Origin of the sequence: Sneathiella sp. P13V-1 (genome assembly GCF_015143595.1) — a bacterium.
Taxonomy (GTDB): Bacteria; Pseudomonadota; Alphaproteobacteria; order Sneathiellales; family Sneathiellaceae; genus Sneathiella.
Window position 1 is genome coordinate 954865 of sequence record NZ_WYEU01000001.1, and the last position, 22327, is coordinate 977191.

The 22327-nt window shown below is 50.3% G+C and carries 25 protein-coding genes; 8 read left to right on the forward strand and 17 right to left on the reverse strand.

The window, feature by feature from the left end; genetic code table 11:
- Nucleotides 1-41 precede the first annotated feature (41 nt).
- The 9 genes from GUA87_RS04675 to GUA87_RS04715 form a co-directional block, all read right to left on the reverse strand.
- Nucleotides 42-1073, reverse strand: coding sequence for a M23 family metallopeptidase (locus GUA87_RS04675; RefSeq protein ID WP_193715341.1), 1032 nt, complete (start codon nucleotides 1071-1073; stop codon nucleotides 42-44).
- A gap of 154 nt (nucleotides 1074-1227) precedes the next feature.
- Nucleotides 1228-1686 carry a PTS IIA-like nitrogen regulatory protein PtsN gene (gene ptsN, locus GUA87_RS04680; RefSeq protein WP_193715342.1) on the reverse strand — a complete coding sequence of 153 codons (459 nt, stop codon included), beginning with the start codon at nucleotides 1684-1686 and terminating at the stop codon, nucleotides 1228-1230.
- Between the two features lie 47 nt (nucleotides 1687-1733).
- A complete protein-coding gene (hpf, locus tag GUA87_RS04685; RefSeq protein ID WP_193715343.1) occupies nucleotides 1734-2327 on the reverse strand; it encodes a ribosome hibernation-promoting factor, HPF/YfiA family in 594 nt (197 codons plus the stop codon).
- Nucleotides 2328-2480: 153 nt separating this feature from the next.
- The gene (rpoN, locus tag GUA87_RS04690; RefSeq protein ID WP_193715344.1) at nucleotides 2481-4037 is read right to left on the reverse strand and encodes an RNA polymerase factor sigma-54; all 1557 of its coding nucleotides are present in this window, start codon (nucleotides 4035-4037) and stop codon (nucleotides 2481-2483) included.
- Between the two features lie 41 nt (nucleotides 4038-4078).
- A complete protein-coding gene (lptB, locus tag GUA87_RS04695; RefSeq protein ID WP_193715345.1) occupies nucleotides 4079-4852 on the reverse strand; it encodes an LPS export ABC transporter ATP-binding protein in 774 nt (257 codons plus the stop codon).
- Nucleotides 4853-4869: 17 nt separating this feature from the next.
- Complete coding sequence (gene lptA, locus GUA87_RS04700) at nucleotides 4870-5418, reverse strand: lipopolysaccharide transport periplasmic protein LptA (protein WP_193715346.1); 549 nt, start codon at nucleotides 5416-5418, stop codon at nucleotides 4870-4872.
- Nucleotides 5419-5433: 15 nt separating this feature from the next.
- Nucleotides 5434-6117: an LPS export ABC transporter periplasmic protein LptC gene (lptC, locus tag GUA87_RS04705; protein ID WP_193715347.1), complete on the reverse strand. Its 684-nt coding sequence runs from the start codon at nucleotides 6115-6117 to the stop codon at nucleotides 5434-5436.
- Nucleotides 6118-6126: 9 nt separating this feature from the next.
- Complete coding sequence (locus GUA87_RS04710; protein WP_193715348.1) at nucleotides 6127-7131, reverse strand: KpsF/GutQ family sugar-phosphate isomerase; 1005 nt, start codon at nucleotides 7129-7131, stop codon at nucleotides 6127-6129.
- Between the two features lie 94 nt (nucleotides 7132-7225).
- Entirely contained in the window at nucleotides 7226-7840 is a 615-nt protein-coding gene (locus GUA87_RS04715; RefSeq protein WP_193715349.1) for a ribonuclease D, read from the reverse strand.
- Between the two features lie 125 nt (nucleotides 7841-7965).
- Here GUA87_RS04715 and GUA87_RS04720 point away from each other — a divergent pair, with 125 nt between their 5' ends.
- Together GUA87_RS04720 and GUA87_RS04725 are read left to right on the forward strand one after the other, a co-directional pair.
- Nucleotides 7966-8631: a GntR family transcriptional regulator gene (locus tag GUA87_RS04720; RefSeq protein WP_193715350.1), complete on the forward strand. Its 666-nt coding sequence runs from the start codon at nucleotides 7966-7968 to the stop codon at nucleotides 8629-8631.
- Nucleotides 8628-8978 carry a YigZ family protein gene (locus GUA87_RS04725; RefSeq protein WP_193715351.1) on the forward strand — a complete coding sequence of 117 codons (351 nt, stop codon included), beginning with the start codon at nucleotides 8628-8630 and terminating at the stop codon, nucleotides 8976-8978. Before GUA87_RS04720 ends, GUA87_RS04725 begins: the two co-directional genes overlap by 4 nt.
- Here GUA87_RS04725 and GUA87_RS04730 read toward each other — a convergent pair whose 3' ends face one another.
- From GUA87_RS04730 to GUA87_RS04755, 6 genes are all read right to left on the reverse strand, one after another.
- On the reverse strand, nucleotides 8979-9392 hold the full coding sequence (locus GUA87_RS04730) for an OsmC family protein (RefSeq protein WP_193715352.1): 414 nt from the start codon (nucleotides 9390-9392) through the stop codon (nucleotides 8979-8981).
- Nucleotides 9393-9515: 123 nt separating this feature from the next.
- The gene (locus GUA87_RS04735) at nucleotides 9516-10802 is read right to left on the reverse strand and encodes a TRAP transporter large permease (RefSeq protein WP_193715353.1); all 1287 of its coding nucleotides are present in this window, start codon (nucleotides 10800-10802) and stop codon (nucleotides 9516-9518) included.
- Complete coding sequence (locus tag GUA87_RS04740) at nucleotides 10799-11335, reverse strand: TRAP transporter small permease (RefSeq protein WP_193715354.1); 537 nt, start codon at nucleotides 11333-11335, stop codon at nucleotides 10799-10801. Before GUA87_RS04740 ends, GUA87_RS04735 begins: the two co-directional genes overlap by 4 nt.
- Before the next feature lie 12 nt (nucleotides 11336-11347).
- Complete coding sequence (dctP, locus tag GUA87_RS04745; RefSeq protein ID WP_227711683.1) at nucleotides 11348-12349, reverse strand: TRAP transporter substrate-binding protein DctP; 1002 nt, start codon at nucleotides 12347-12349, stop codon at nucleotides 11348-11350.
- Between the two features lie 21 nt (nucleotides 12350-12370).
- The gene (locus GUA87_RS04750) at nucleotides 12371-13318 is read right to left on the reverse strand and encodes a hydroxymethylglutaryl-CoA lyase (protein WP_193715355.1); all 948 of its coding nucleotides are present in this window, start codon (nucleotides 13316-13318) and stop codon (nucleotides 12371-12373) included.
- Nucleotides 13315-14463 (reverse strand): CaiB/BaiF CoA transferase family protein, encoded by a 1149-nt coding sequence (locus GUA87_RS04755; RefSeq protein WP_193715356.1) that lies wholly within the window; start codon nucleotides 14461-14463, stop codon nucleotides 13315-13317. The genes GUA87_RS04750 and GUA87_RS04755 overlap by 4 nt, the downstream gene beginning before the upstream one ends.
- A 109-nt stretch (nucleotides 14464-14572) precedes the next feature.
- Between GUA87_RS04755 and GUA87_RS04760 the strand changes: the two genes are divergently transcribed.
- The 6 genes from GUA87_RS04760 to GUA87_RS04785 all read left to right on the forward strand — a co-directional run bounded on the left by GUA87_RS04760 (nucleotide 14573) and on the right by GUA87_RS04785 (nucleotide 20883).
- Nucleotides 14573-15496, forward strand: coding sequence for a LysR family transcriptional regulator (locus tag GUA87_RS04760; protein WP_193715357.1), 924 nt, complete (start codon nucleotides 14573-14575; stop codon nucleotides 15494-15496).
- A gap of 150 nt (nucleotides 15497-15646) precedes the next feature.
- Nucleotides 15647-16768, forward strand: a complete 1122-nt coding sequence (locus GUA87_RS04765) for a hypothetical protein (protein ID WP_193715358.1) — start codon at nucleotides 15647-15649, stop codon at nucleotides 16766-16768.
- A gap of 86 nt (nucleotides 16769-16854) precedes the next feature.
- Complete coding sequence (locus GUA87_RS18165) at nucleotides 16855-17439, forward strand: DUF2161 domain-containing phosphodiesterase (RefSeq protein ID WP_321575870.1); 585 nt, start codon at nucleotides 16855-16857, stop codon at nucleotides 17437-17439.
- Nucleotides 17440-17542: 103 nt separating this feature from the next.
- Entirely contained in the window at nucleotides 17543-18274 is a 732-nt protein-coding gene (locus tag GUA87_RS04775) for a hypothetical protein (RefSeq protein WP_193715359.1), read from the forward strand.
- 29 nt (nucleotides 18275-18303) lie between these two features.
- Nucleotides 18304-19041 (forward strand): hypothetical protein, encoded by a 738-nt coding sequence (locus tag GUA87_RS04780; protein ID WP_193715360.1) that lies wholly within the window; start codon nucleotides 18304-18306, stop codon nucleotides 19039-19041.
- 129 nt (nucleotides 19042-19170) lie between these two features.
- Nucleotides 19171-20883, forward strand: a complete 1713-nt coding sequence (locus tag GUA87_RS04785; RefSeq protein ID WP_193715361.1) for an AMP-binding protein — start codon at nucleotides 19171-19173, stop codon at nucleotides 20881-20883.
- Nucleotide 20884: 1 nt separating this feature from the next.
- On the opposite strand, the gene GUA87_RS04790 is transcribed toward GUA87_RS04785, so the two are convergent.
- Nucleotides 20885-21610 carry a sulfite exporter TauE/SafE family protein gene (locus GUA87_RS04790; RefSeq protein WP_193715362.1) on the reverse strand — a complete coding sequence of 242 codons (726 nt, stop codon included), beginning with the start codon at nucleotides 21608-21610 and terminating at the stop codon, nucleotides 20885-20887.
- Nucleotides 21611-21623: 13 nt separating this feature from the next.
- Nucleotides 21624-22253, reverse strand: coding sequence for a TetR/AcrR family transcriptional regulator (locus GUA87_RS04795; protein WP_193715363.1), 630 nt, complete (start codon nucleotides 22251-22253; stop codon nucleotides 21624-21626).
- Nucleotides 22254-22327: the final 74 nt, after the last annotated feature.

Below are 22327 nucleotides of genomic sequence, written 5' to 3' on the forward strand. Positions count from 1 at the left end.
CGACCGGAAACGGTCGGTTTTTTATTTGGGCCTATGCCGCTTTATTGAACGACAATCAGACTTTCGTTCTTAAAGACCTGACCTTCCCGGGTCACTGTGATTTCCCCGCGATAAGTTCCGCTCCGCCACCCTGCAGGGGGCCGTTTAACACCCACCCAAAAAGTGTTCGAAATCTGGTTCTTCGTCATGCGTGGTGGATTGTACGCCTTTAGTTTGCGCCCATCTGGCCCCGTAATTCTCAGACTGACCTGATCCTCTTTTTGACTGCCGATATAATAGCTCCAGAAGAACATGGTTGGGGCGGCCGGGTTCAGAACTTTTTCTTTCTTTTCACCGCTCTCCAGATCTTGTCTGCCTTTTGGTTTTGTTTCTGAGAACCCCGTATTTACAAAATATGTCGGGGTGTATTTTAACTCTCTTTGAGCCATTTCAGACCACATGGAAAACGTAGCTTTCCCGCAGCCCTTGTCGTGCTCCAGCCCGGTAAAGGGATCAACGGTTCTGTTGCGATGGCGTACATCAAAATGAAGATGTGGAAAATCTGTCACTCCTGACAGGCCGACAAACCCCAGGATATCCCCTTTTCGAACGCGCTGGCCCTTTTTGACGGTCACAGAGCCTTCTTTCAAGTGCGCATAGAAAGTAGACCATTTATTGCCATGATTAAGCACAACGGCATTTCCAAGACCAATCTTATAAATCTCTTTGCGTTTTTCAGGCGGGTAATTGCTGAAATAATGATCTTTGATGTCATCTCTAAAATTCCCGACAACTCCATCAGCCGCGGCGATAACAGGCACACCCGCCTCCATATCTTTCAAGGTGCGAATGCGAATATCGGTGCCGCGATGATTATTGTAGGTGAGGAAGCCACAACGATGATCCGCAGCTTTTGATCCCCCTTGCATATCCACAAAATGTTGAATGAAGCAGTCCTGTCCCAACGTACATTTGATCGGGATATCCAGTTTTGGTGGACGTTTTTGTTGGGCTGAAGCGGCCCCGAACCCAAAGACGAGAAAAACTGAGACAAGAAGAAGGGGTTTGATAGCGGATTGTAGAGTCTGTCGCATATTTTCCGGATACCTGTTGCGTGTTCCGGCACCTTAAGTTTGTAAGAGTGCCTTGTCAGTGTCCATCAGCACATATGGGGCCTATTTTCGCTGCGCCCAGTTAACTTTCCGTATTTGAAAATAAAAAACCCGCCGAGGGAGGCGGGTTTTTAAATCAGGCTGCCATATTGTCTTCTGTGAGTATGGCATAGAGGGCATCGGTATTTTCCGTGCCCCTTAATCTTTCGCACCTTTCCTGATCCCGAAGCGTTCGGGAGACACGTGAGAGAGCCTTCAGATGTTCCGCGCCGCCTTCAAGAGGGGCGAGAAGCAGGAAAATAAGATCAACCGGCATGTCATCCATGGCATCATAATTGATGCCGGTGTCCAGACGGGCAAAGAAGCCATGGATTCGATCCAGACTTTCCAGTTTGCCATGGGGGATGGCAATGCCATGCCCCACACCGGTTGTCCCAAGACGCTCTCTTTCAATGAGAACGTTCAGGATTTCCCTTTCATCACAATTTGTTGCTTCAGCCGCGCGGCGTGACAATTCCTGTAACGCCTGCTTTTTGCTGGTCGCTTTAAGGTCAGCAACCACCGTTTCAGGACTGATTAAATCAGCTATTTCCATAGGTATCTTAACTGTAGCTCCGCGGATTAAAGGGAAATCCTTATCCGTTAGCTACCCTGTTCAAGTTTAGGATCTATCCATCCGATATTTCCATCAGGGCGCCGATATACAACATTTAATCCTTTTGTACCAGAATTATGGAACATCATGGCTGGAACGTTTGCCAGATCCATGCGCATAACCGCTTCGCCAACGGAACAATCAGGGATGTCCTGGCTGGTTTCTGCGATAATCATGGGTTGCCATTCGCCGTTCGCCGCATGATCTTCAGGCTCTTCATCTGGTTCAGGTGCTAGTACATAAGCCTGAGCAGCAATCTGCTCTTTCGCTTTTGCGCGTTCTTTACTGTGATGATCTTTCAGGCGGCGTTTGTAGCGGCGCAGTTGTTTGTCGATCCGCTCGCACGCGCTGTCAAAACAGGAATGTGCATCTGCATGGTTGGCCGAGGCCGCTACCGTAATACCCGATCCCAAATGGACGTTGCATTCAATGTGGAAATCGTGGGTCGGTCTACTGAGTGTCACCGTGGCATCTATGGCATTGTCAAAATACTTTGAAACATGTGCCTCCAGAGTGGCTTCGATATACTCTGTAAGTGCTGCACCGACGTCTACCTGTTTACCTTTAACGATTACATGCATGATTTAACCCATTTCCTTTATAAATTTGCAACTAGGTGATCAAGTTCGTCCAGAGATCACCAATTTTAGGGGTTTCAGCGGTTCTATGCTGAAACGGGTTTTAGTAGGGTGGCTCCATATAAATCCTCTTCGTTGTTGATAGGGGGTAAGCTGTCAAGCGAACTGTTTTTTCTTCTGCCGTCGCCTTTGAACGGATGACGGGATATTCAGGGCATCGCGATATTTGGCGACGGTCCTGCGGGCAATGTCGATACCCTCCTTCTTCATCAGTTCAACAATCTTGTCATCGGAAAGGATAGCGCTCGGGCTTTCTGCGTCAACAAGCTGCTTGAGTTTGTATTTCACGGATTCTGCCGAATGAACATCCCCGCCGCCTGTGGATCCGATGGCCGATGTGAAGAAATATTTCAACTCGAACGTGCCGCGGGGGGAGGCAATGAACTTATTGGAGGTGACCCGGCTCACGGTGCTTTCATGCATTTCAATCGCATCAGCGATTGCTTTCAGGTTCAGCGGTTTGAGATGCGTAATTCCGTGTGTAAAGAACATTTCCTGCTGCCGGACGAGTTCCGATGCGACCTTCAAGATAGTGTTTGCCCGTTGATCCAGAGATTTTACCAACCAGTTCGCCGTGTTCAGGCATTCGGAGATAAACTCTTTTTCCTCTTTTTTTCGGGCCTTAGTATTTATCTGTGCATGATATCGGTTATTTACAAGCACGCGGGGCAAAGTTTCGCTGTTAAGTTCTACTTTCCAGCTGCCATCCGGGTTTTGATTAACAAAAACATCCGGGACAACGGTCTGGGCAACGTGGGATCCGAACTGTAAACCGGGCTTTGGGTCAAGCGTTCTGATCTCGGCGACCATGTCCATTATATCTTCCTGATCGGTGCCGCAAACACGGGTAAGTTCAGCAAGCTTGGCGTCCGCCAACAGATGCAGATTATCTAGGAAGGTCTGGATCATACTGTCCAGCCGACCTCGCTCTTTCAGTTGCAGCGCCAGGCAATCGCCCAGATCGCGGGCGAAAACGCCAGCCGGTTCAAAATTTCGCAAAATATCCAGTGTTGCGATGACCATTTCTTCAGGACAACCCAGTTGTTCACTTAACTCCTGAGTATCTTCGGTCAAATATCCAGCCTCTGAAATGAGGTCAATCAAATAGCCGGCAATAAATCGCTGATTATCCGGCATCACCTGTCCCAGAAGTTGTTCGCGCAAATGATCTTGCAGGGAAATCTCTTCTGACAGATTTTCTTCGAAACTGTTGTTTGGGTCAGAAAATCCGCCGCCGCTGCCGATGGGACCGCTTAAATAGTCTGTGTCCCCAATGGGCGCATCCCCTGCGGTTTCATTTGGGCCATCGTTCAGGCTGTCATTGGTGTAGGTGTTATCATAATCCGTATCAAGCGGATCACTGGATTGGTCCGGTAGGCCCGCCCCTTCCACCATGTTCAGTTCAGAGAGAGGCTCTGATGCAGGTTCATCCGCGCCAAATGCGTCCGTATCTTCGCGCACTGTTTCGGTGGGTTGATCAGGGTTAAGGTCAGCATCCCCCCGCTCCAGCAGCGGGTTTTTCTCCAACTCCTGCTCTACATAAGCGCTCAGATCCATGTTGGAAAGTTGCAGCAGTTTAATGGCCTGCTGCAATTGAGGCGTCATGACCAGTTGCTGGCTTTGTCTTATTTCCAGTCTTGGCGCAAGAACCATTTTTACTCCCGATGGATCAACTTATCCCCTTTTCCAAGGAACTAGAGATTAAAGCGATCTCCCAGATACACACGTCTGACCCCTTCATCTTCTACAATCTCGGATGGGCTTCCTTCCATGATGACATGGCCATCGTTAAGAATGTATGCACGATCTATGATTTCCAGAGTTTCTCTTACATTATGTTCAGTGATGAGAACCCCGATGCCCCGATCTTTCAAATGAGAGATCAAATCCCTGATATCTCCTACCGCAATAGGGTCAATACCGGCGAAGGGCTCATCCAGCATGATATATCCCGGTTTGCTGGCAAGGGCGCGGGCAATCTCAACACGGCGGCGCTCACCACCGGATAGGGCAATGGAGGGTGTGCGGCGGAGATGAGTGATAGAAAACTCTGCCAGAAGTTCTTCCAGCATATTTTCCCGTTTCTCCCGAACTGGTTCAATCAACTCCAGCACAGATCTAATATTTTGTTCCACAGTCATTCCCCGGAAAATAGAGGCTTCCTGCGGCAGGTATCCAATTCCAAGACGTGCCCGGCGATACATGGGCATGTGGGTGACGTCGGTGCCATCCAGTGTCACAGACCCGTAATCAGCACTTAAAAGGCCGGACATAATATAGAAACTGGTGGTTTTACCGGCACCGTTGGGGCCCAAAAGGCCAACGGCTTCGCCGCGGTGGACTGTTATATCCACACCCCGAAGCACCGGGCGTTTTTTGAAGGATTTACCAATATTTTCAGCGCGCAAGCCCGAGTTTTCACTTACCAGACGTGGACCGTTCTCCATTTTCGCTTCCTGATCCGTCATATTCGCCCCAATCCCGATCAGTTTTTCTTCTGAGGTACAAAAATACCTCTGACACGGCCACCTGTGTTACCTGTGCCCGTACCGACGATGCGACTGCGCCCTGAAACCAGATCCAGAACCATTTGTTCGCCGCGCAAAACATTCTGCCCCTGCGTCAGCACAACAGCTCCATTTAACTGGATCTGTTTGTTGATCACGTCATAAATACCCTGGTTTCCCTTTGCCGTTTCCCGCGGGCTGGAGAGGAAAACATCACCAATGGCATCAATTTTGCGAATCTGCGGTGCCTCTTCGCCGCTTGCTGTCTTGGCGTTACTATCTGCGTAATGGACAATCAGCTTTTGTGCTTTCAGCCGAATTTCACCTTGCAGTACCTGAACGTTACCAGCAAAGGTGGCGGTTTGCTGTTGCTGCTGTACTTCCAAAGAATCCGCAAGTATTTCAATGGGTTGATCCGTATCAAACCCTTTAAGGGCTGCAGATTGTGCCATGGCGCCACCGGCAAGGACGAGAACAAACAGGGCCGTCATGGCTGCCGTCAGTTTTTCGAATAATTTCAGTCTCATACTGGTTTTTGCGCCTTACGGATAAAGAGTCATTTTTACGTTACCCACGAACTTTAGCGTACCTTCTAGCTGATTGGCAACAAAGCTATCAGCTTCGATATCGCCGAGCGGCCCATGACCTTTCAGGCCGCTGGGACTAAAGAACTCTTTTGCCTCCAGATCGGCGCGCATATCGGGGGCGCTGATCTGATCCCCCGTATCAGAGAAAATCTCAATCCCGCCGGTCAGATCCATGATCTTTGTATCCAGATCCATAATGCCATCCGGTGCAGAAAGTGAGATCCATTGACCGTCTTTCAGGGTGATATCCGCCTGCAGGTTCTTAAGGGCTACAATACGTTTGGGTGGATCGATCTGGGTTGCACTATCTGCGGTCACGACAAACTGCTGATTGCCTCTGTCGCTGGAGAGAAAGCGGGGGTTTGTCATGGTAAGCTGGCTGTCCTGCTGGGAGACTTTCAGATATTCCAGATTGATGGTCTGACCTTTTTCTTCCAGTGCAGGTAACAGAAATGCAAGAAGGATTAAAATACCCGCTGCCGCCGGTAGGAGCCATTTCATAAAGGACACAAAGCGGGTATAGCGACCCGTCTCCCGCACCACGCCCGCGCCGATGGGGGCCGACCAGTTCTGGCTGCTCAGTCCGGTCTTGCCGGACGCCGGTTTGTTGTGATCGGGTGTATTTTCAGGGCGGCTCATGCGGGCGGCCTACATGACACCGGCACGAAGACAGTCATGAACACTTAACACCCCGAGAGGTTTTCCATTTTCAGCAACGAACAGACATGTAATGCCATTAAAGCCGGTACGGTTCATCTGGGCCAGTGCCTCGGCAGCAAGGGAGGCGGGCGCAATGGTCTGCGGATTGGTGGTCATCACATCCCCCGCCCGCTTGGTCAGAAGATCCGCGCCCATATGGCGGCGAATGTCACCGTCCGTAATTATGCCAAGAAGGTCGCCACTGTTATTGGTGATGCCCACACAGCCAAACCCTTTGGTGGTCATTTCAAGAAGGGCCGCTTCCATGGTGGCATCTTCTGAAATCAGCGGCATGGTATCGCCGTCATGCATCAGATCCCGTACCCGAATGAGGGAGCTGCCAAGTTTACCGCCAGGATGGAATACATGGAACTGATCCGCAGAAAAACCCTGACGTTCCAATAGGGCAACCGCCAATGCGTCACCTAGCGCCAGTGTTAGTGTTGTAGATGTGGTTGGCGCAAGGCCGATGGAGCACGCCTCCGGCGCGTCTGGCAGGATTAGGGCCACATCACTTTGACGGGCAAGGGTGCTATCCTCTCTGCCCACGATGGCAATCAGCGGAATATTGAAGCGTCTTGTATAGGCAATGATGTCAGACAGTTCTTTCGTGCCGCCTGAGTTGGACAAACACATCACCACATCATCTGGTGTGATCATACCAAGGTCGCCGTGGCTGGCTTCTCCTGGATGAACAAAATGGGAGGGCGTGCCCGTGGAGGCAAGTGTTGCTGCGATTTTCTTGCCAATATGCCCGCTTTTGCCCATGCCCGAGACAACAACCCGGCCCTTGGCGTCACTGATCAGATCCAGCGCCTTGATAAAATCACCGTTCAAGCCGTCTTTCAGCTGAACAAGGGCATCCGCCTCGATCTGGAGGACGCGGCGGGCAGCGTCCAGATCATTTTGATCTGTATTGGAAGCGGATTGTTTGCTGTCACTTGTCACTGTCATCAATGTATGCCTGTTTCATGGGGTGGCATGGGTATTATTGGCCGCAATATAAGAACCAAATTTGACCATCTCAAGGAAGGTTTGTCCTCAAACCTCAAGAATGGGCAAAAATATCTGTTTCATCCCAGCCCGCAAGGTCCAGTTCTGCCCGCATTGGCAGGAATTTAAAACACTCTGCTGCCATTTCGGTACGCCCCTCACGGGCCAGCATTTCATCAAGTTTCTCACGCAGTTGATGAAGGTAGAGAACGTCAGAGGCTGCATATTCCTGCTGCGCCTGCGTCAATTCCTCTGCTCCCCAGTCAGAACTTTGCTGCTGTTTGGAGATATCCACGCCGATCAGTTCCTGACAGAGATTTTTAAGACCGTGGCGATCTGTGTAGGTGCGCACCAAACGGGAGGCGATTTTTGTGCAATAAACCGGCTTACAAGTTGCGCCCAGATATTTCTTCATGACCGCGATATCAAAACGCCCGAAGTGAAACAGCTTTTCGGAATTTGGATCTTCCAACAGACGCACCAGATTTGGCGCGTTGTAGGTTTTGCCGTCAAATTTTACCAGATGGGCATCACCGTCTCCCGCTGATAATTGCACAAGGCAAAGGCGGTCCCGGTGCGGGTTCAGACCCATGGTTTCACTATCAATAGCAACAGAGCTTCCAAGGTCCAGATCGTCAGGAAGGTCATGATGGTGAAGGAAAACGGCCATGAATTTCTACTCCGTAAGGCGAAAGTTTGGCTGGAGTGTAAGGAGAGAAGCCTGTAAATTCAATGGGAAAGCGACGTTTTAGGCCAATTGGGGACGCACCCGAAAGAAGCGATTAGGAAAACAGGATGGAAAATCGCCGCGCGGATAGGATAGCCCGCGAACTGGAAGATTTGATTTTTGCCGGGGAATTTACCGATGGTATGCGTCTGGATGAGGTGCGTCTGGCGGAACGGTTTGGTGTCTCCCGCACTCCTATTCGTGAGGCATTTCAAAAACTTAGCCTTTCTGGAATGGTAGAACAACTGCCGCGCAGGGGGGTGTTCGTGCGTCACCCCGGTCCTGTTGAGCTGATGGAAATGTTCGAAGTGATGGCGGAGCTTGAGGCCGCGTGTGGCCGTATGGCGGCAAGGCGGATAACGGATCCCGCCCTTGAACAGCTTCATGAAGCCAACCGCAAATGCCGTGACGCGCTGGAAGCAGGCGAAGCGGAGACCTATTATTCTGAAAATGAGGTCTTTCATTTTCTGATCTATAGCCAATCAGGCAACAGATTTCTGGAAGAGGAAACCCGCAAACTTCATCGCCGTTTGAAACCGTATCGCCGCAAGCAGCTTCTGCTTCGGGGGCGCATGAAACAATCCATGGCAGAACATGAAGCGGTGCTCAAAGCGCTGGAAGACGGGGACGGTGATAAAGTTGCCGAGACTTTACGCCCCCATGTGGCCGTTCAGGGGGAGCGTTTCAAGGATTTGATGTCCAGCATGACAAATGATGTGCAGAAAATTGGATGAAGGTTTTCAAGAACATCATTAATGACCGCGGATCCAAATATGCGGTGGCGGGATGTGCTGTTAAAAGTCGTGCCGAAGCCGTGGCGGCGGTGAAAGCGCTTAAAAAGGACAAGAAATTCGCCAAAGCGACCCATAATACATGGGCGGTTCTTTTATCCGATGAAGGCCCCGTTAAAAATGATGATGGGGAAGGGGGCGCAGGTCAGGTCATCCTTCAAATGCTGGAGGGGCATAACCTGACCGATCATGTTGTTGTGGTCACCCGCTGGTTCGGCGGCACTAAACTTGGCGGCGACCGTTTCCGCCGCGTTCAAGACAGCGTGCGTTATTATCTGGAGAATATGTAACTATTCTGCTTCTTCGATGATAATCTCGCGGGTGATGTTGGCTGCTTTTTCCATCATGACAGAGGCGGAGCAGTATTTTTCAGCGGATAAAGCGACCGCCCGTTCCACTTTATCTTCAGACAAGCCGCGTCCGATAACACGAAACACCATGTGAATATCGGTGAAAACTTTGGGTTCCGTATCCGCGCGGGTGCCTTCTACTGAAACGATACAGTCCACCACATCCTGACGGGATTTTTTGAGAATATGCACCACATCAATACCGGAGCAGCCACCAAGGCCCAAAAGAAGAAGTTCCATAGGGCTGTTGCCAAGGCGCTGCTCCCCGCCGGAGCCATCCATAACAATACCGTGGCCTTCAGCGTTATTGCCAATAAAGCGGTAGCCTTCTACCCATTTCGCCTGAACTTTCATTTTCCATCCCGTCCGGTTTACCAGTGATTTTGAGCCATAGAATGTAAGCCCATTTCTGCAAACGGCAATAGGAATAAAAAAGCCCGCCGGATACAGCGGGCTTTTCTTGAGATCATGAGATCGCTAACGTCCGTATCCAGCAATTTCCGGAAGCCATGTGGCAAGGGATGGGAAGGCAAGGACGATGAACAGCCCGACCACCATCAGGACCACATAAGGCAGCGCCCCGCGGATCACCTCAGCCAATGGTGCATCGGCAATCCCCTTAATCACAAAGAGATTCATCCCAACGGGCGGGGTAATGAGCGCCAGTTCCAGATTGATCATCAAAAGAATGCCATACCAGATCAGGTTAATATCAAACTGGATCAGGGCTGGCAGGATGATCGGTGTGGTGATCAGGATGATGGAAATTGTTTCCATAAACATGCCCAGCACGAAAATCACCGCCATGACCACAAGGATAAACATCATGGGGGTCAGGCCCAACGTCAGAACACTTTCCACTAGTTCAATAGGAAGGCGGATGATGGTCACCGCATGTCCAAACAAGGCTGCCGCTGCCAAAATCATAAAGAGCATGGCCGTGGTGCGGACAGTTTCAAAGGCTGTTTCATAAAGCTCTTTGAAACCGAAGTTTCGATAGACAAGCGCACCAACCAACAAGGCATAGATACAGCCGATGGAGGCGGCTTCGGAGGCCGTGAAGATGCCAAAATAGATACCACCTAGAACAATCGGTGGCATCAGCAGCGCCCAGAAAGAGCGGCGCATGGCGGCGGAACATTCCCTCCAGCCAACCCACTTGTTGTCACGGATATTTTTGTTGGTGTAGCCTTGCCCCACGCTCCAGAAAGCGAAAATAATCGCCATCATGATGCCCGGAATAAGACCTGCCAAAAACAGTGCGCCAATGGAGGTTTCCGTAACAATCGCATAAAGGATCAACGGGCCAGAAGGGGGGATCAGAATACCAAGGGTACCACCCGCAGCAATCACACCATAGGATTCATGAGGGCGATAACCGAAGCGTTTCATTTGGGGGATGGCGCTGGATCCGATGGTAAGCGCGGTTGCGACGGAAGAGCCTGAAATTGCCGCAAAAATGGTGCAGGAGAGAACGGTTGCCACACCAAGACCGCCTTTCACATGCCCCACCATGGCGTTGGCGGCCTCGTAAAGGTCGTCCACAACCCGGGATTTGATCATCACATGGGCCATAAAGGCAAACATGGGGATTGCGGTCAGAAGGCCATTGTCCAGCTTGCCGAAAATGGTATCCGCGGCGCTGGAAATGCTGCCTTCGGTGATCAGCATAATAATAATGGAGGTGAGACCAAGACCCACAAAAATAGGAATGCCGGTCAGCAGAAGTGCGATCAGCAGGGCCAAAATCAAAAGCGTGGTCATCTACGGTGGCCCCCGACAAACAAAATCTCAAAGAAACGAAGAACGGCAATCATCAAACAAAGCGCGGAGCCGACCACCATTGTGGATTGAGGAATCCAGAGGGGGGCTTCCAGATAGCCTTCGGAATAGACACCAAAGTCCACAGAAAACAGAACCGCATTCCAGGAGCTCAGGAGAATAACGCCCGCCACAAAAGCGGTTGCCACATAGAACCACAGATCCAGCAAAAGGCGGGTTTTGCCTTTCACTTTGGTGGAGAGCAGATCCACGCTGATATGGTCCCCGCGGCGCAAAGTTTCCGCCATGCCGAGCATAACAATTGCAACGACCAGAAAACCGGAAAGTTCATCGGTCCAGGTGAGCGGTGTACCCAGCACATAACGCTGAAACACACTGTAGCCTGTCATGCCAAGAACAAAAACCACCATTCCCGTGCTCACAATTGCGGCAAGCAAGGAGAGATATCCGGCGAGGCGAGAAATAGGAGAGGAGGTGCCGGGCACCTCCTCAAATGGGTTGGATTCAGGGTTCATCCCCTATCGTCCTTATTTAAGTTTGCTAATCAAACCGAGAAGTTTCTTGCCGTCTTCACCTGTGGCATCACCAAAGGCTTTATCGAAGGCTGGGCTCATCAGACCTTTGAGTTTTTCAATGTCTGCATCTGTTGCCATGTGAACTTTCATGCCTTTTTCGGCAAGCTGACCTGGCGCTTTTGCCGCAGAGGCTTCAGAAGCTTCAATCGCCCACGCGGCTGCTTTATTACCAGCTTCGGTAACGGCTGCTTTGCCTTTGTCGGAAAGACCATCATACCATTTTGGGTTTACGTAACCGTGGAAGTAGATGCTGAACAGCGGAAGAACGGTTACGTGGTCCTGAACTTCAAAATATTTACGGGAAACAGCCGCAGAAACGTCTGTCAGACCCGCATCAATAACACCTGTGGACAGGGCCTGATACACTTTACTGCCGGACATGGCGGAAGGAACCGCACCCATCTTGATAAAGCCAGAGTCAGGAACAGGACCCAGACCGCGGATTTTTACGCCTTTAAAATCTTCAGGGGCAATAAGCGGTGCACCTTTGGAGGTGATAGCAGTGCTGCGTGTTGTGAACATCCAGACAACGTTCTTCACGCCTTTTGTCATCAGTTTTTCTTCCAGGAAGCCAGCGGCTTCTGAACCGTTCCATTTTTTAAGCGCATCAAGGCTACTGACCGCAAATGGGCCCAATGTAACGTTCATGATCGGCAGGGTTTTACCCCACTGCGGGTTAATGGAGAACGCACAGTCGATGTCACCTTTTGCAACGGCAATGGCGTTCTGTTTTGCACCTGTCAGGCTGTTGGCACCAAAAACCTGTACGTCGATTTCACCAGCGGACAGTGTTTCGATTTCAGCGGCCCAGCGATCAATAACTTTCGCGATATGGTGGGCTGGTGGAAGCTGGTGGCTGCAGCGCATTTCTGTTGCGGCTGTAGCTGTGCTGGTTACAGACATTGCGCCTGCCAGAGCGCCAATACCAGCGGCAATTGCCATTAGTTTTTTCATGTTTCTCTCCCTATAGAGTTTTTATTGCCCGTCCAAACCTGTTGGTCGGGGTAATCCTGCTTTCGCGATGGAACCGTAAAGTGCCTCTTGAGGCATGGAGTTCTGAACGACATCGCGCACCTTCAGAAGTCCGTTAATTTCAATGCCTGTCTCGATGCCTTCTTTCTGGCAAAGGAAAACAAGGTCCTCAAAAACAATATTTCCGGTGGCGTTTGGTGCAAAGGGGCAGCCACCAAGGCCAGCTGTTGCCCCGTCAATAATGGTCGCCCCGTTCTGAATAGCCGCCAACGCATTGGCAAGGCCGAGACCCCGTGTGTCGTGAAGGTGAATACCAAAGACCCGATTTGGGAAGGCTTTGGTGAAAGCCCGGCAAAGGGTTGCCACTTCGCTTGGGCCTGCATATCCAACGGTGTCGGCCAAACTGATCACATCCACCCCGGCATTGAAGGCGCGGGCCGCCAGATCGAGGACCGTTTCCGGGTCCACGTCGCCACTGATTGAACAGCCAAATGCCATGGCAATTCCAACAGAAACAAGTGGTTTGTGGTCTGCTGATTTTGCCAGATCCACCAGAAATTCAATCTCGCCCACAGCCTGATCGCGGGTTCGGTTGATATTGGCTTTGCTGTGGGCTTCACTGGCCGACAGGACAGCCGTGATTTCTGCGACACCGCTTTGAACGGCGGCTTCTGCGCCGCGGCGGTTGAGCGCGAGGGCTGATCCATGTGCGCCATCCAGCGTGCCGACCAAGTCGATTAGTTCCTGAATGTCAGCAAATTGAGGGAATTTCTGTGCAGGCAGGAAGGATCCAAGTTCAAAACAGCGAACCCCCGCATCAAATTCACGTTGGATCCAGGCTTTTTTATCTTCAGTGGTCGGATGTTGTTTGACCATCTGCAATCCATCGCGAAGACCTACTTCGCGCAAAATCACTTTGCCGGATGGATAGATGTCTGAAACCTGCGTCATGCGGAGTTCCCCACCTTGTCAAGTTCGCCCAGAATCTCGTCATTATCGGCACCTAATAGAGGAACATCAAGGTCTTCCCCCAGATGCTGCCCATCCAATTCAATTGGCAAGACGGGGGAGCGGAAAGTTCCACCGTCAGGATGACGGGAGGTGACCAGACCACCGGGGCGCAGCACATGAGGATCGTCAAACAGATCTTCTGGCGCATTGATACGGGCAAAAGGCAGCGCCAAGGCTTCCAGTTTTTCAAGCAATTCTGTGGCTGTGAACGGGGCCAGTTTTTCGCGGATCAGCGGGATGGTCCAGCTTCTGGCTTCAATGCGATCTGTGGCGGTCTTAAGATCCTCGTTTTCCATCAATTCCGGCAGGTCAAAGCTCTTACAGAAGATGTTCCAATGGCCTTCGGTGACTACTCCGATAAAGACCTTTTCACCGTCGCTGGTGTCGAAAATATCATAGACCGGCCAGGCGTGGGTCCGCTCCGGCATAGGAGTGGAGGGAACACCCGTTAAGTCAAACTGCACCATATGCTGCGCAACCATGAACAGGGCATTTTCAAATAGCCCGATGCGGATATTTTTGCCCTTGCCGGTCTTTTCGCGCTCCCACAGGGCGGCGATAATGCTGATGACCCCAAACATTCCGCCCATAATGTCATTGGCGGAGGAGCCAACACGAAGGGGTTTGTCCTTGGACCCGGTCATCATGGCAAGACCGGACATCATCTGCACCACTTCATCCAAAGCGGGGCGGGCTTCATAAGGGCCGGACAGGAAGCCCTTATGACCTGCAATAATCAGATTGGGGTTGGATTTTTGCAGACTGGACGCATCCAGGCCCTGTTTTTCAAGTGTCTGATCGCGGAAATTTTCCAAAAAGACATCCGCTGTTCCGATCAGCTTGTGGAGTGTCTTGAGGTCATTTTCGTCTTTTAGATCCAGCGTGACGCTTTTCTTGCCGCGATTGAAAAGCGGAAAGAAAGACGTCCCCATGCCGCGCAGATCCCGTGTTTTATCGCCGGTTGGCGGCTCCACCTTGATGACCTCCGCGCCCAATTGGACAAGGATCATCCCGCAGGCCGGGCCCATCACCATATGGCTCATTTCAATTACACGAATGCCGTCAAGCGGAAGCGTCGCAGTCATCACACACCAGTTACTGTTTCATTTTTATTGCAAAGAAGGGTATTGCCAGTTCAGCTATCTTAAAAATATAATCTTTTGAAAATTGCGTTCTAAAAACCAGATACCATAAATGAATCTTCGTCAGATGGCCTGTTTTCAGGCGATATTTGAACTTAAAAACCTTTCCCACGCGGCGGCGCAGCTGAACCTCGCCCAATCCGCCGTGAGCCATCATCTGACCAATCTGGAAGAAGAACTTGGGGTTGCTCTTTTCGTGCGAAAGCAGCGCGGGGTGGAGCCAACAGCCGCTGGTATCAAATTATATGAACATGTGAAATCCATCTTGCGGGCCGTTCAGGCCGCGGAACAGGATGTGCTCAACGAAAGTGAAGAGGTAAGCGGGGACATTGCCATTGGGCTTCCCCATTCGGTAATGCGGGCCATTGGACTGCCGCTGATGCAATCGGTGTTGAAGGAATATCCGCGTGTCCGGTTGTCCATCGTTGAAAGCCTGTCTGGGCAGACTTTTTCAAACTTGCTGTCGTCCGAGGTAGATCTGTCCCTTTTCTACAACCCGCAAAGTGATGAGAGGATCACCATGCGCGCGCTGTTGCAGGAAGAAGTGATGTGTGTGGGCAAAAAGGAGATCATTGGCGATACGGACGCGCCGATCACCTTTGATGAACTGGCAAACCTGCCCGTTCTCCTTCTTCGCCAAGGGATTTCCACCCGCGCCGTGGTGGATCGTCCGGGCCTATTGAATAAATTGGAGGCGCGAGTACCGCTACAACTTAACTCAATAAATGGGATTATGACGGGGCTAAAAGCGGGACTTGGATGTACATTGGCACCGCAAGTGTTTGTGGCAGAAGATCTTGAAAAAGGGGAGCTGCATTCTAGAAAATTGATCTCCCCTACCCCAACGCGGCGTCTGTATTTTGGCAGTTTGAAGGAGCGCCCCTCTACTCATCTGATGGAGGCGATGACCGACCTGATCCTGAAATTGATCTACACAGAAGTAGACAGCGGCCGATGGCTGGCCCGCCTTCTGTGATTTCAGTTTCAGCTCTTAACTTTGGACTAATTGGATCATATCAACATTTTGATAAGTATTTTGTCCTAGTTTTCCACGCACTGTCGGCTAGTCGGCATAAAAAATTACAAATCAATGAGGGGTCATTGGATGCGTTGCGCATGGGGGGCTGTGCTCAGTCTATTTTTTGTATCAGGTGCTTATGCAACAGAATTGGTTAAGATGCCGGTTTCAAATAAGCCGGGATGTGAGATTTACCACTGGCACGATCATAAAAGCCGAGAAAAGGTCAATTGGGACGGCAAGTGCGTAAATGGGTTGGCACATGGTGTGGGTACAGCGACTTTTTGGCACCCGAGATCGGATCATCCTTTTTTAGAGAAACATTCTTATAAGGGGAAGTTTGTAAAAGGATTTATGGATGGACATTCTTATCAAGTAACCATTGATAAGCGTGGGGACCAAATCGTCGAAATGGCGAAATATAAAGATAGAAAGCTCCACGGCCCGTTTAAGACCACGTTTCCCAATGGAGTTATCCTTGAGCGTACTTACAAAAATGGGAAGCCCGAGAAAATATCCGTCAAAACACTGGCAAACGGAGATATTTACCGGGGCGTATATGATGAGCTGGGGTTTCAGGGTGACGTGCGGATCAAATTTAATGACCCGGTCTTTAACACGGAAGCTGAGATCCTTTTCCAAGATAACAAGCCAGCCAAAACGGGCAAGTTGACGTTGAATGATGGACGTGTGATTTTTGGGCCGGTAAAGGGGCATCAGGTCACAGGTGAGGGGAGCATCATCTATTCCAGTGGACGGGTTTATCACGGCCATATTGTGAAAAACCAGCCACATGGCAAAGGCTTGTTCGAGAGTGCCCTGATAGAAATTACGGGAACCTTTAGTGGGAGCGAAAATGATGGCAAAGGCCGAATTCTTTTTAAGAAATCCAAGAGCCGTTACGAGGGAGAGTTTCGAAGTGGAAAACCACATGGTAAGGGTGCGTATATGATGCCTTCAGGGCTTTTCCTGAAAGGATCCTTCGTTGACGGTAAAATTCATGGTGAAGGCCAGGTGATAACCAAGCGCTGGGGAAAACTCGCAGGCACGTTTGAAAGTGGTGCTCCTGTTGGTACTTTTAAGCTTAAAGCAGGACGTGAAGGATATTGTAGTATCAAGTTGAATGAAGATTTCACCCCCTATGGTGATGGAATATGGCTATCCGATCAGCAGCATCAAAAGGGTGTTTGCAATTATCAATCCGGTAGTGGATTTGTTTTTAGATATTAGGCGGGATAAAGGTTATTCAGGAGACAGATCTATATCCACTGGTAAAAGGGTTTCTGACCTCCCTTGGTTATGAGGTCAAGGCTGAGGTGAAAGGCTGTGACGTTGTCGCCCGAAAAGAGGGGGAGCCCACTGTGGTGGTGGAGCTTAAAACCACCTTCTCATTGGATTTAGTCCTGCAAGGGGTAGATCGTCAAAACCTTACCGATGATGTGTATCTTGCCGTGCCTGCACCCAATACACCGCAAAAACGAAAGAACTGGCGATCAAAACAGCGAGATATCCAGAAACTTTGCCGAAAATTGGGACTTGGTCTGATGCTGGTGTCGGTGGATAAAGACAATGTTACGGTCCTTCTGGACCCAGCCCCTTACACCCCGCGTAAAAACAAACGCAAAGAAACCCGTCTTGTGGCCGAATTTAATCGCCGCAAAGGGGATCCCAATACGGGCGGCAGTACCCGAAAAACCATTGTCACCGCTTACCGTCAGGATGCCATGCGCTGTGCAGACCTGCTTAAAAGCGGTCCCATGAAAGTCAAAGACATACGGGAGCAGAGCGGCGCAGACAACGCCGCGTCGATCTTACAGAAAAACCATTACGGATGGTTTGAGCGGGTGAGCCGCGGTGTCTATGCCCTCACTGAAACCGGCGCTGAAGAAAACGCCAAATAACTGTAAGAAATTACCCTTATAATCACCTCAAGATAGAAATTCACTGTACTGTTACAACGTCGTATGCGAACGTATGTAAAAATAGAAGTGAGGGGTTATTGGTATGAGAATTTGGGGGTCACGTTTCCTTATCGCGTTTGCATGTCTGTTTGGATTGGCAACATCTCCGCAAGCGAGCGAACAAAGCGTTCAACTGGAAGGGGAAACAATTAGATACTCCCTGCCAGATGGGTTTTGCCTTCTGGATCCCAACAATCAACCATATGACAAGATGCTCTTGAAAAACATGGAAGATGCACAGAATGGTGTTAATAGGGTTCTACAAGTTTTGTATTTGTGTGAACATTTAGAGAAAGCACGTTCCTTTCTGAAATCACACGATTTTGTCTATTCAATGTTAATGGCCCCAACCCCAAATGGCGCTGACGTGGTGAAATTACCTCTTGGAATGGATAAGTCAGAATTGTTTCAGACCATAAAACGCAATGTGGATCAAAGCCTTTCTGAGGTTGATGAGAGTGCAATTTCTGATCGCCTTAATGCAGCCCTTTCCAAGAACATGGAGACTGATGGAAATGCTGTTGATATACAAAAAATTCAGAATTTGGGTGTTCTAAAAGAGAATGAAAATGCTCTCTACATTGGCCTGTTGGTCTCAGCACATGCTCAAGGGCGATTACATAATATCGCTTCAGTTTTCGCTTATGTTCCTGTGAATCAAAACCTTATCACTGTTAGCAGTTATGGGCCACTTGAGGGAAAAGAGTCATACGTTAAGCTGTTAAGCCAAGCGAATGCGCTGGTTGTAGATGTGGTTGAGCTAAATTCATTCTGAAGCCTCATTAGATTGTGAGGGGGGCCCAAATGATCCTGGTTAGAAATTTGATCACGTATGTGGTTGGTGTCATCAGCTTGTTCGTATTTGCCAATACGGCAATAGCGGATGGCTTTACGTTACAGCTTGATGAGCAAACTATTTCCTACACTTTACCAGAAGGATATTGCCTACTGGACCCAGCAAACAACCCAAAAGACAAAGTTATTTGGGATGAGGCTAATTTAAATGGCAATGGGAGAAAAACCGTTTTCCGCTATGGCTTAATGGATTGCGAAAGCTTAAAAGAAATGCGTACAGGCTCGGAGGAGGCGAATTTTATTTTGGTTGCCTTGGCGGTCTCCACTACTGATGGCTCCACCTATCGAAAGCTGCCTGAAGGTGCTTCGAATGGCTGGTTTTTTAACAAGGTACGTCCTCGTATTAACAAAGGAATAGAGGTGGACGAAGAAGCTAATAGCTATGATCGAATTAACACCGCCCTTTCACGAATGGAAAAGCCAGATACCGAAGATGCAGCATTACCCATGGGTGTTTTTGAAGAAAGTGAAGAGGCAATCTACGCTGGGATATACAGCCCAGTTGTTTCGGGCGGCGAGACAGAAACGCTTGCTTCTATCATGTCTTTCTTTCCGGCGGATAGACATATTCTCGTGTTTGTGGTGAGCCAACGCTTTGAAGGTATTGCTTCCTACATGGAGGCCCTCAAAACTTCAAAGCAGTTTACCCGGGGCTTGTTAAGGCAGAACGGGTTGCTGGCAGAATAAATTAGGTGACTTACGGATCTAGTGTGATTGTCGCCTCAGGAACAAACCCCATATTTCCCCTGCTGCAACCTCGTCATTTTGTGGTATCCTCCGTTCACGCAAAAAATGAAATATCAGGGGCTGTGTGTGATGAGTGACGTTAAGCAGGTTGAGGCAGGGAGTTTGGCACCTATTGGGGGGAAATCCCATGTGGTGGGAGAGACTTCCGAGCCTTTAAAGAACCAGACGATCCCGGAAATGTTGGCGGAGACGGTTGCGAAATTCGGAGACCGTGAAGCGGCGGTATTTGCCGAAACTGGTCGCCGACTTACCTATCGTGAATTTGCCGAAGAGATTGACGCCTTGGCGTCAGGGCTTGTGGCGCTGGGGCTTCAGAAAGGGGATCGGATTGGTATCTGGTCACCAAACCGTCTGGAATGGTTGCTGACCCAATTTGCAACGGCCCGAATTGGTTTGATTTTGGTGACCATTAATCCGGCCTATCGCCTGTCAGAGCTGGAATACGCGCTCAATAAGGTGGAATGTAAGGCGGTGGTGATCGCCAATGAATTTAAAACCTCCAACTACGTTCAGATGATCCGGGATCTGGCCCCGGAAATTGATGGATCGGAGCCGGGGAGCTTGAACGCTGCGCGCCTGCCGCATCTTAAAACCGTGATCAAAGCGGGCGGCGCACCGGAAAGCGGTTTCCTTGATTTTGAAGAGGTGATCAAAAAGGGCGCGCCGGTTGATGTGGCAGCGCTGGATAACATCACGGCGACACTGGACCCCCAAGATGCGGTCAATATCCAGTTTACCAGTGGCACCACAGGGTCGCCAAAAGGCGCAACGCTGACCCACTTCAACATCGTCAACAACGCCCATTTTGTGACGCGAACCCTGAACCTGACCGAAGAAGATCGTCTAACCATTCCGGTCCCGTTATATCACTGCTTTGGTATGGTCATGGGGACCCTTGGCTGTGTGACCAAGGGCGCGGCGATGATCTTCCCGGGCGAAGCGTTTGAGCCTTTACAAACACTGGAAACGGTCAGCAAAGAAGGGGCGACAGTTCTTTATGGCGTGCCGACCATGTTTGTGGCCATGCTGGAGCATCCGGAATTTGGGCGTATGAAGCTGGATACCCTTCGAAGCGGCATTATGGCAGGGGCGCTTTGCCCGATCGAGATCATGAAAAAAGTGATCGCCGAGATGCATATGTCCGAAGTGACCATCGCCTATGGTATGACGGAAACAAGTCCTGTGTCCTTCCAAAGCCATGTGGATGAGACGCTGGATCGCCGTGTGAGTACGGTTGGCCGTATCCATCCCCATGTGGAAGTGAAAGTGGTCGATGAAGCGGGTGAGATTGTGCCTGTGGGTCAGCAGGGTGAGATTTGTACCCGCGGCTATTCCGTCATGCAGGGATACTGGAATGATGACGAGAAAACCGCCGATGCACTCGGCGATGGCGGTTGGATGCATACAGGCGATCTTGGCATCATTGATGAGGATGGTTATTGCCGCATTTCAGGTCGTGTGAAAGATATGATCATCCGCGGCGGTGAAAACATCTATCCAAAAGAGATCGAGGACTTCCTCTATACCAATCCAAAAGTACAGGAAGTCCAGATCTTTGGCGTTCCGAGCGATAAGTTCGGTGAAGAAGTGGCCTGCTGGATTGTCCCTGTGGCTGGTGCGGAGATTACGGAAGAAGAGATCAAGGACTTCTGCAAGGGTCAGATCGCCCACTATAAAATCCCGCGCTATGTGCGCTCCAAATCAGAGCTTCCCATGACAGTGACCGGCAAACCACAAAAGTTCGTCATGCGCGATGAAATGGTGAAAGAGCTGGAGGCCTGATTTAAACAGGCAAGAACAGGCTGGAGATGGCGGTGAAGGTGATGACACCTACCGCCACCGGCTTGTACCAGGGCATGTCCCCCCGAAACGCAATTTTCTGCCCGATGATGGCACCTGCCAGAATGGCCCCCAGCATGACGGAAAGCGGCAGGATGAGCTCTAATATCTGTTCCAGAGAGCTGAGCGCGATGGCGGCAAGTACCACATCGATCACCAGAAAATACATGATTAGATTGGCGCGAATACCGTGGGCATCCGTCCCTTTCAGCATGAAATGCAGCACGACCGGTGGTCCGGTAAGAGCGCCCAGTCCGCCAAATAGTCCGGACTGAAAGCCGCTCAGCCACTCTGAAATACGAAAGCCAGCCCGATGCAGAACACCGGAGGCGAGAAAAATGAGAGAGAAGAGAACGGCAACCGAAGAGACGATGAACCTTACCGTTTCTTCATCCAGCGATTTCAAAAGATAAAAGCCGGGGATGGTCCCCACCAAGGCAAAAAGGGTGAGCAGGGCGATGCTTCGAAAGGAGGCGCGTTTCGCCGCCGCCGGAATAAGGGGCAGGGAAACAAGACAGTCCATCACCAGCACATAGGTGACGGCCTGAAGAGGGTTATAGAGGGCTGATAAAACAGGCACCAGGATCATGGCAGACCCAAAGCCGACAGTGCCGCGCAAAATTCCAGCACCTAAAGCGGTCAGCGCCGCCCAAATCAACATCATGTCCATAAAAAATGTACCCTCAGAACATCAACACGCCTTTGGCAGCGCGGGCGATCACCTCTGCCCTTTCTATCGGGTCCGCGGGCAGCATGGGGCCTGACCCCAATGCAGTTTGTATGGTCATGGTGATAATAATTTGAACAGCCTGGCGCATGGCGGTTTCTTTATCTTCAACGGCGATCTCGTCGGCGAACTCCCCGACATTTTCAACAAACAGATCGCCGATCCGAAGGGCCAGTTCCTTAAGGTGTTCCCAAACTGCGGGATCATGGACGGTTATTTCCTGCGCCGCCCGGTAAAAACCAAGATTGCTATTTGTCAGTTCAAAGGAGCTTCTGGCATAAAAAAAGAGAAGGCTTTCAAGATCACCGTGGGTATCACGGGAGAGGTCGAGGGTTTTCGTTCGCTCTTTCGCTGATTCAATAAATTGTTCCAGCATGACGTCAAACACATCCCGTTTGTCGGAAAAACGGTGGTAGAAAGACCCGGTTGACCCTTTTGATTTCTTGATGATGTCAGCAACACCGGTCGCCGCAAACCCTTTCTCCAAATAGAGTTTTTGGGCTGCGTCCAGAAACCGCTGTTCTGATTTTCGGGACCGTTCCTGCTTGGCTGGCTGATATCCCTGACCGCTTTTTTTCGCTTTCACATGACTACCTTTTAAGAAAATTCTGATTGACAAATACAGAATATTTTGAGGATATCAAATTGGAAAAAAAATTC

Bases quoted from the DNA above. Each gene is read 5' to 3' on its own strand.
- GUA87_RS04675 (WP_193715341.1), bottom strand. From the start codon at position 1,073: ATGCGACAGACTCTACAATCCGCTATCAAACCCCTTCTTCTTGTCTCA.
- ptsN (WP_193715342.1), bottom strand. From the start codon at position 1,686: ATGGAAATAGCTGATTTAATCAGTCCTGAAACGGTGGTTGCTGACCTT.
- hpf (WP_193715343.1), bottom strand. From the start codon at position 2,327: ATGCATGTAATCGTTAAAGGTAAACAGGTAGACGTCGGTGCAGCACTT.
- rpoN (WP_193715344.1), bottom strand. From the start codon at position 4,037: ATGGTTCTTGCGCCAAGACTGGAAATAAGACAAAGCCAGCAACTGGTC.
- lptB (WP_193715345.1), bottom strand. From the start codon at position 4,852: ATGACGGATCAGGAAGCGAAAATGGAGAACGGTCCACGTCTGGTAAGT.
- lptA (WP_193715346.1), bottom strand. From the start codon at position 5,418: ATGAGACTGAAATTATTCGAAAAACTGACGGCAGCCATGACGGCCCTG.
- lptC (WP_193715347.1), bottom strand. From the start codon at position 6,117: ATGAGCCGCCCTGAAAATACACCCGATCACAACAAACCGGCGTCCGGC.
- GUA87_RS04710 (WP_193715348.1), bottom strand. From the start codon at position 7,131: ATGACAGTGACAAGTGACAGCAAACAATCCGCTTCCAATACAGATCAA.
- GUA87_RS04715 (WP_193715349.1), bottom strand. From the start codon at position 7,840: ATGGCCGTTTTCCTTCACCATCATGACCTTCCTGACGATCTGGACCTT.
- GUA87_RS04720 (WP_193715350.1), top strand. From the start codon at position 7,966: ATGGAAAATCGCCGCGCGGATAGGATAGCCCGCGAACTGGAAGATTTG.
- GUA87_RS04725 (WP_193715351.1), top strand. From the start codon at position 8,628: ATGAAGGTTTTCAAGAACATCATTAATGACCGCGGATCCAAATATGCG.
- GUA87_RS04730 (WP_193715352.1), bottom strand. From the start codon at position 9,392: ATGAAAGTTCAGGCGAAATGGGTAGAAGGCTACCGCTTTATTGGCAAT.
- GUA87_RS04735 (WP_193715353.1), bottom strand. From the start codon at position 10,802: ATGACCACGCTTTTGATTTTGGCCCTGCTGATCGCACTTCTGCTGACC.
- GUA87_RS04740 (WP_193715354.1), bottom strand. From the start codon at position 11,335: ATGAACCCTGAATCCAACCCATTTGAGGAGGTGCCCGGCACCTCCTCT.
- dctP (WP_227711683.1), bottom strand. From the start codon at position 12,349: ATGAAAAAACTAATGGCAATTGCCGCTGGTATTGGCGCTCTGGCAGGC.
- GUA87_RS04750 (WP_193715355.1), bottom strand. From the start codon at position 13,318: ATGACGCAGGTTTCAGACATCTATCCATCCGGCAAAGTGATTTTGCGC.
- GUA87_RS04755 (WP_193715356.1), bottom strand. From the start codon at position 14,463: ATGACTGCGACGCTTCCGCTTGACGGCATTCGTGTAATTGAAATGAGC.
- GUA87_RS04760 (WP_193715357.1), top strand. From the start codon at position 14,573: ATGAATCTTCGTCAGATGGCCTGTTTTCAGGCGATATTTGAACTTAAA.
- GUA87_RS04775 (WP_193715359.1), top strand. From the start codon at position 17,543: ATGAGAATTTGGGGGTCACGTTTCCTTATCGCGTTTGCATGTCTGTTT.
- GUA87_RS04780 (WP_193715360.1), top strand. From the start codon at position 18,304: ATGATCCTGGTTAGAAATTTGATCACGTATGTGGTTGGTGTCATCAGC.
- GUA87_RS04785 (WP_193715361.1), top strand. From the start codon at position 19,171: ATGAGTGACGTTAAGCAGGTTGAGGCAGGGAGTTTGGCACCTATTGGG.
- GUA87_RS04790 (WP_193715362.1), bottom strand. From the start codon at position 21,610: ATGGACATGATGTTGATTTGGGCGGCGCTGACCGCTTTAGGTGCTGGA.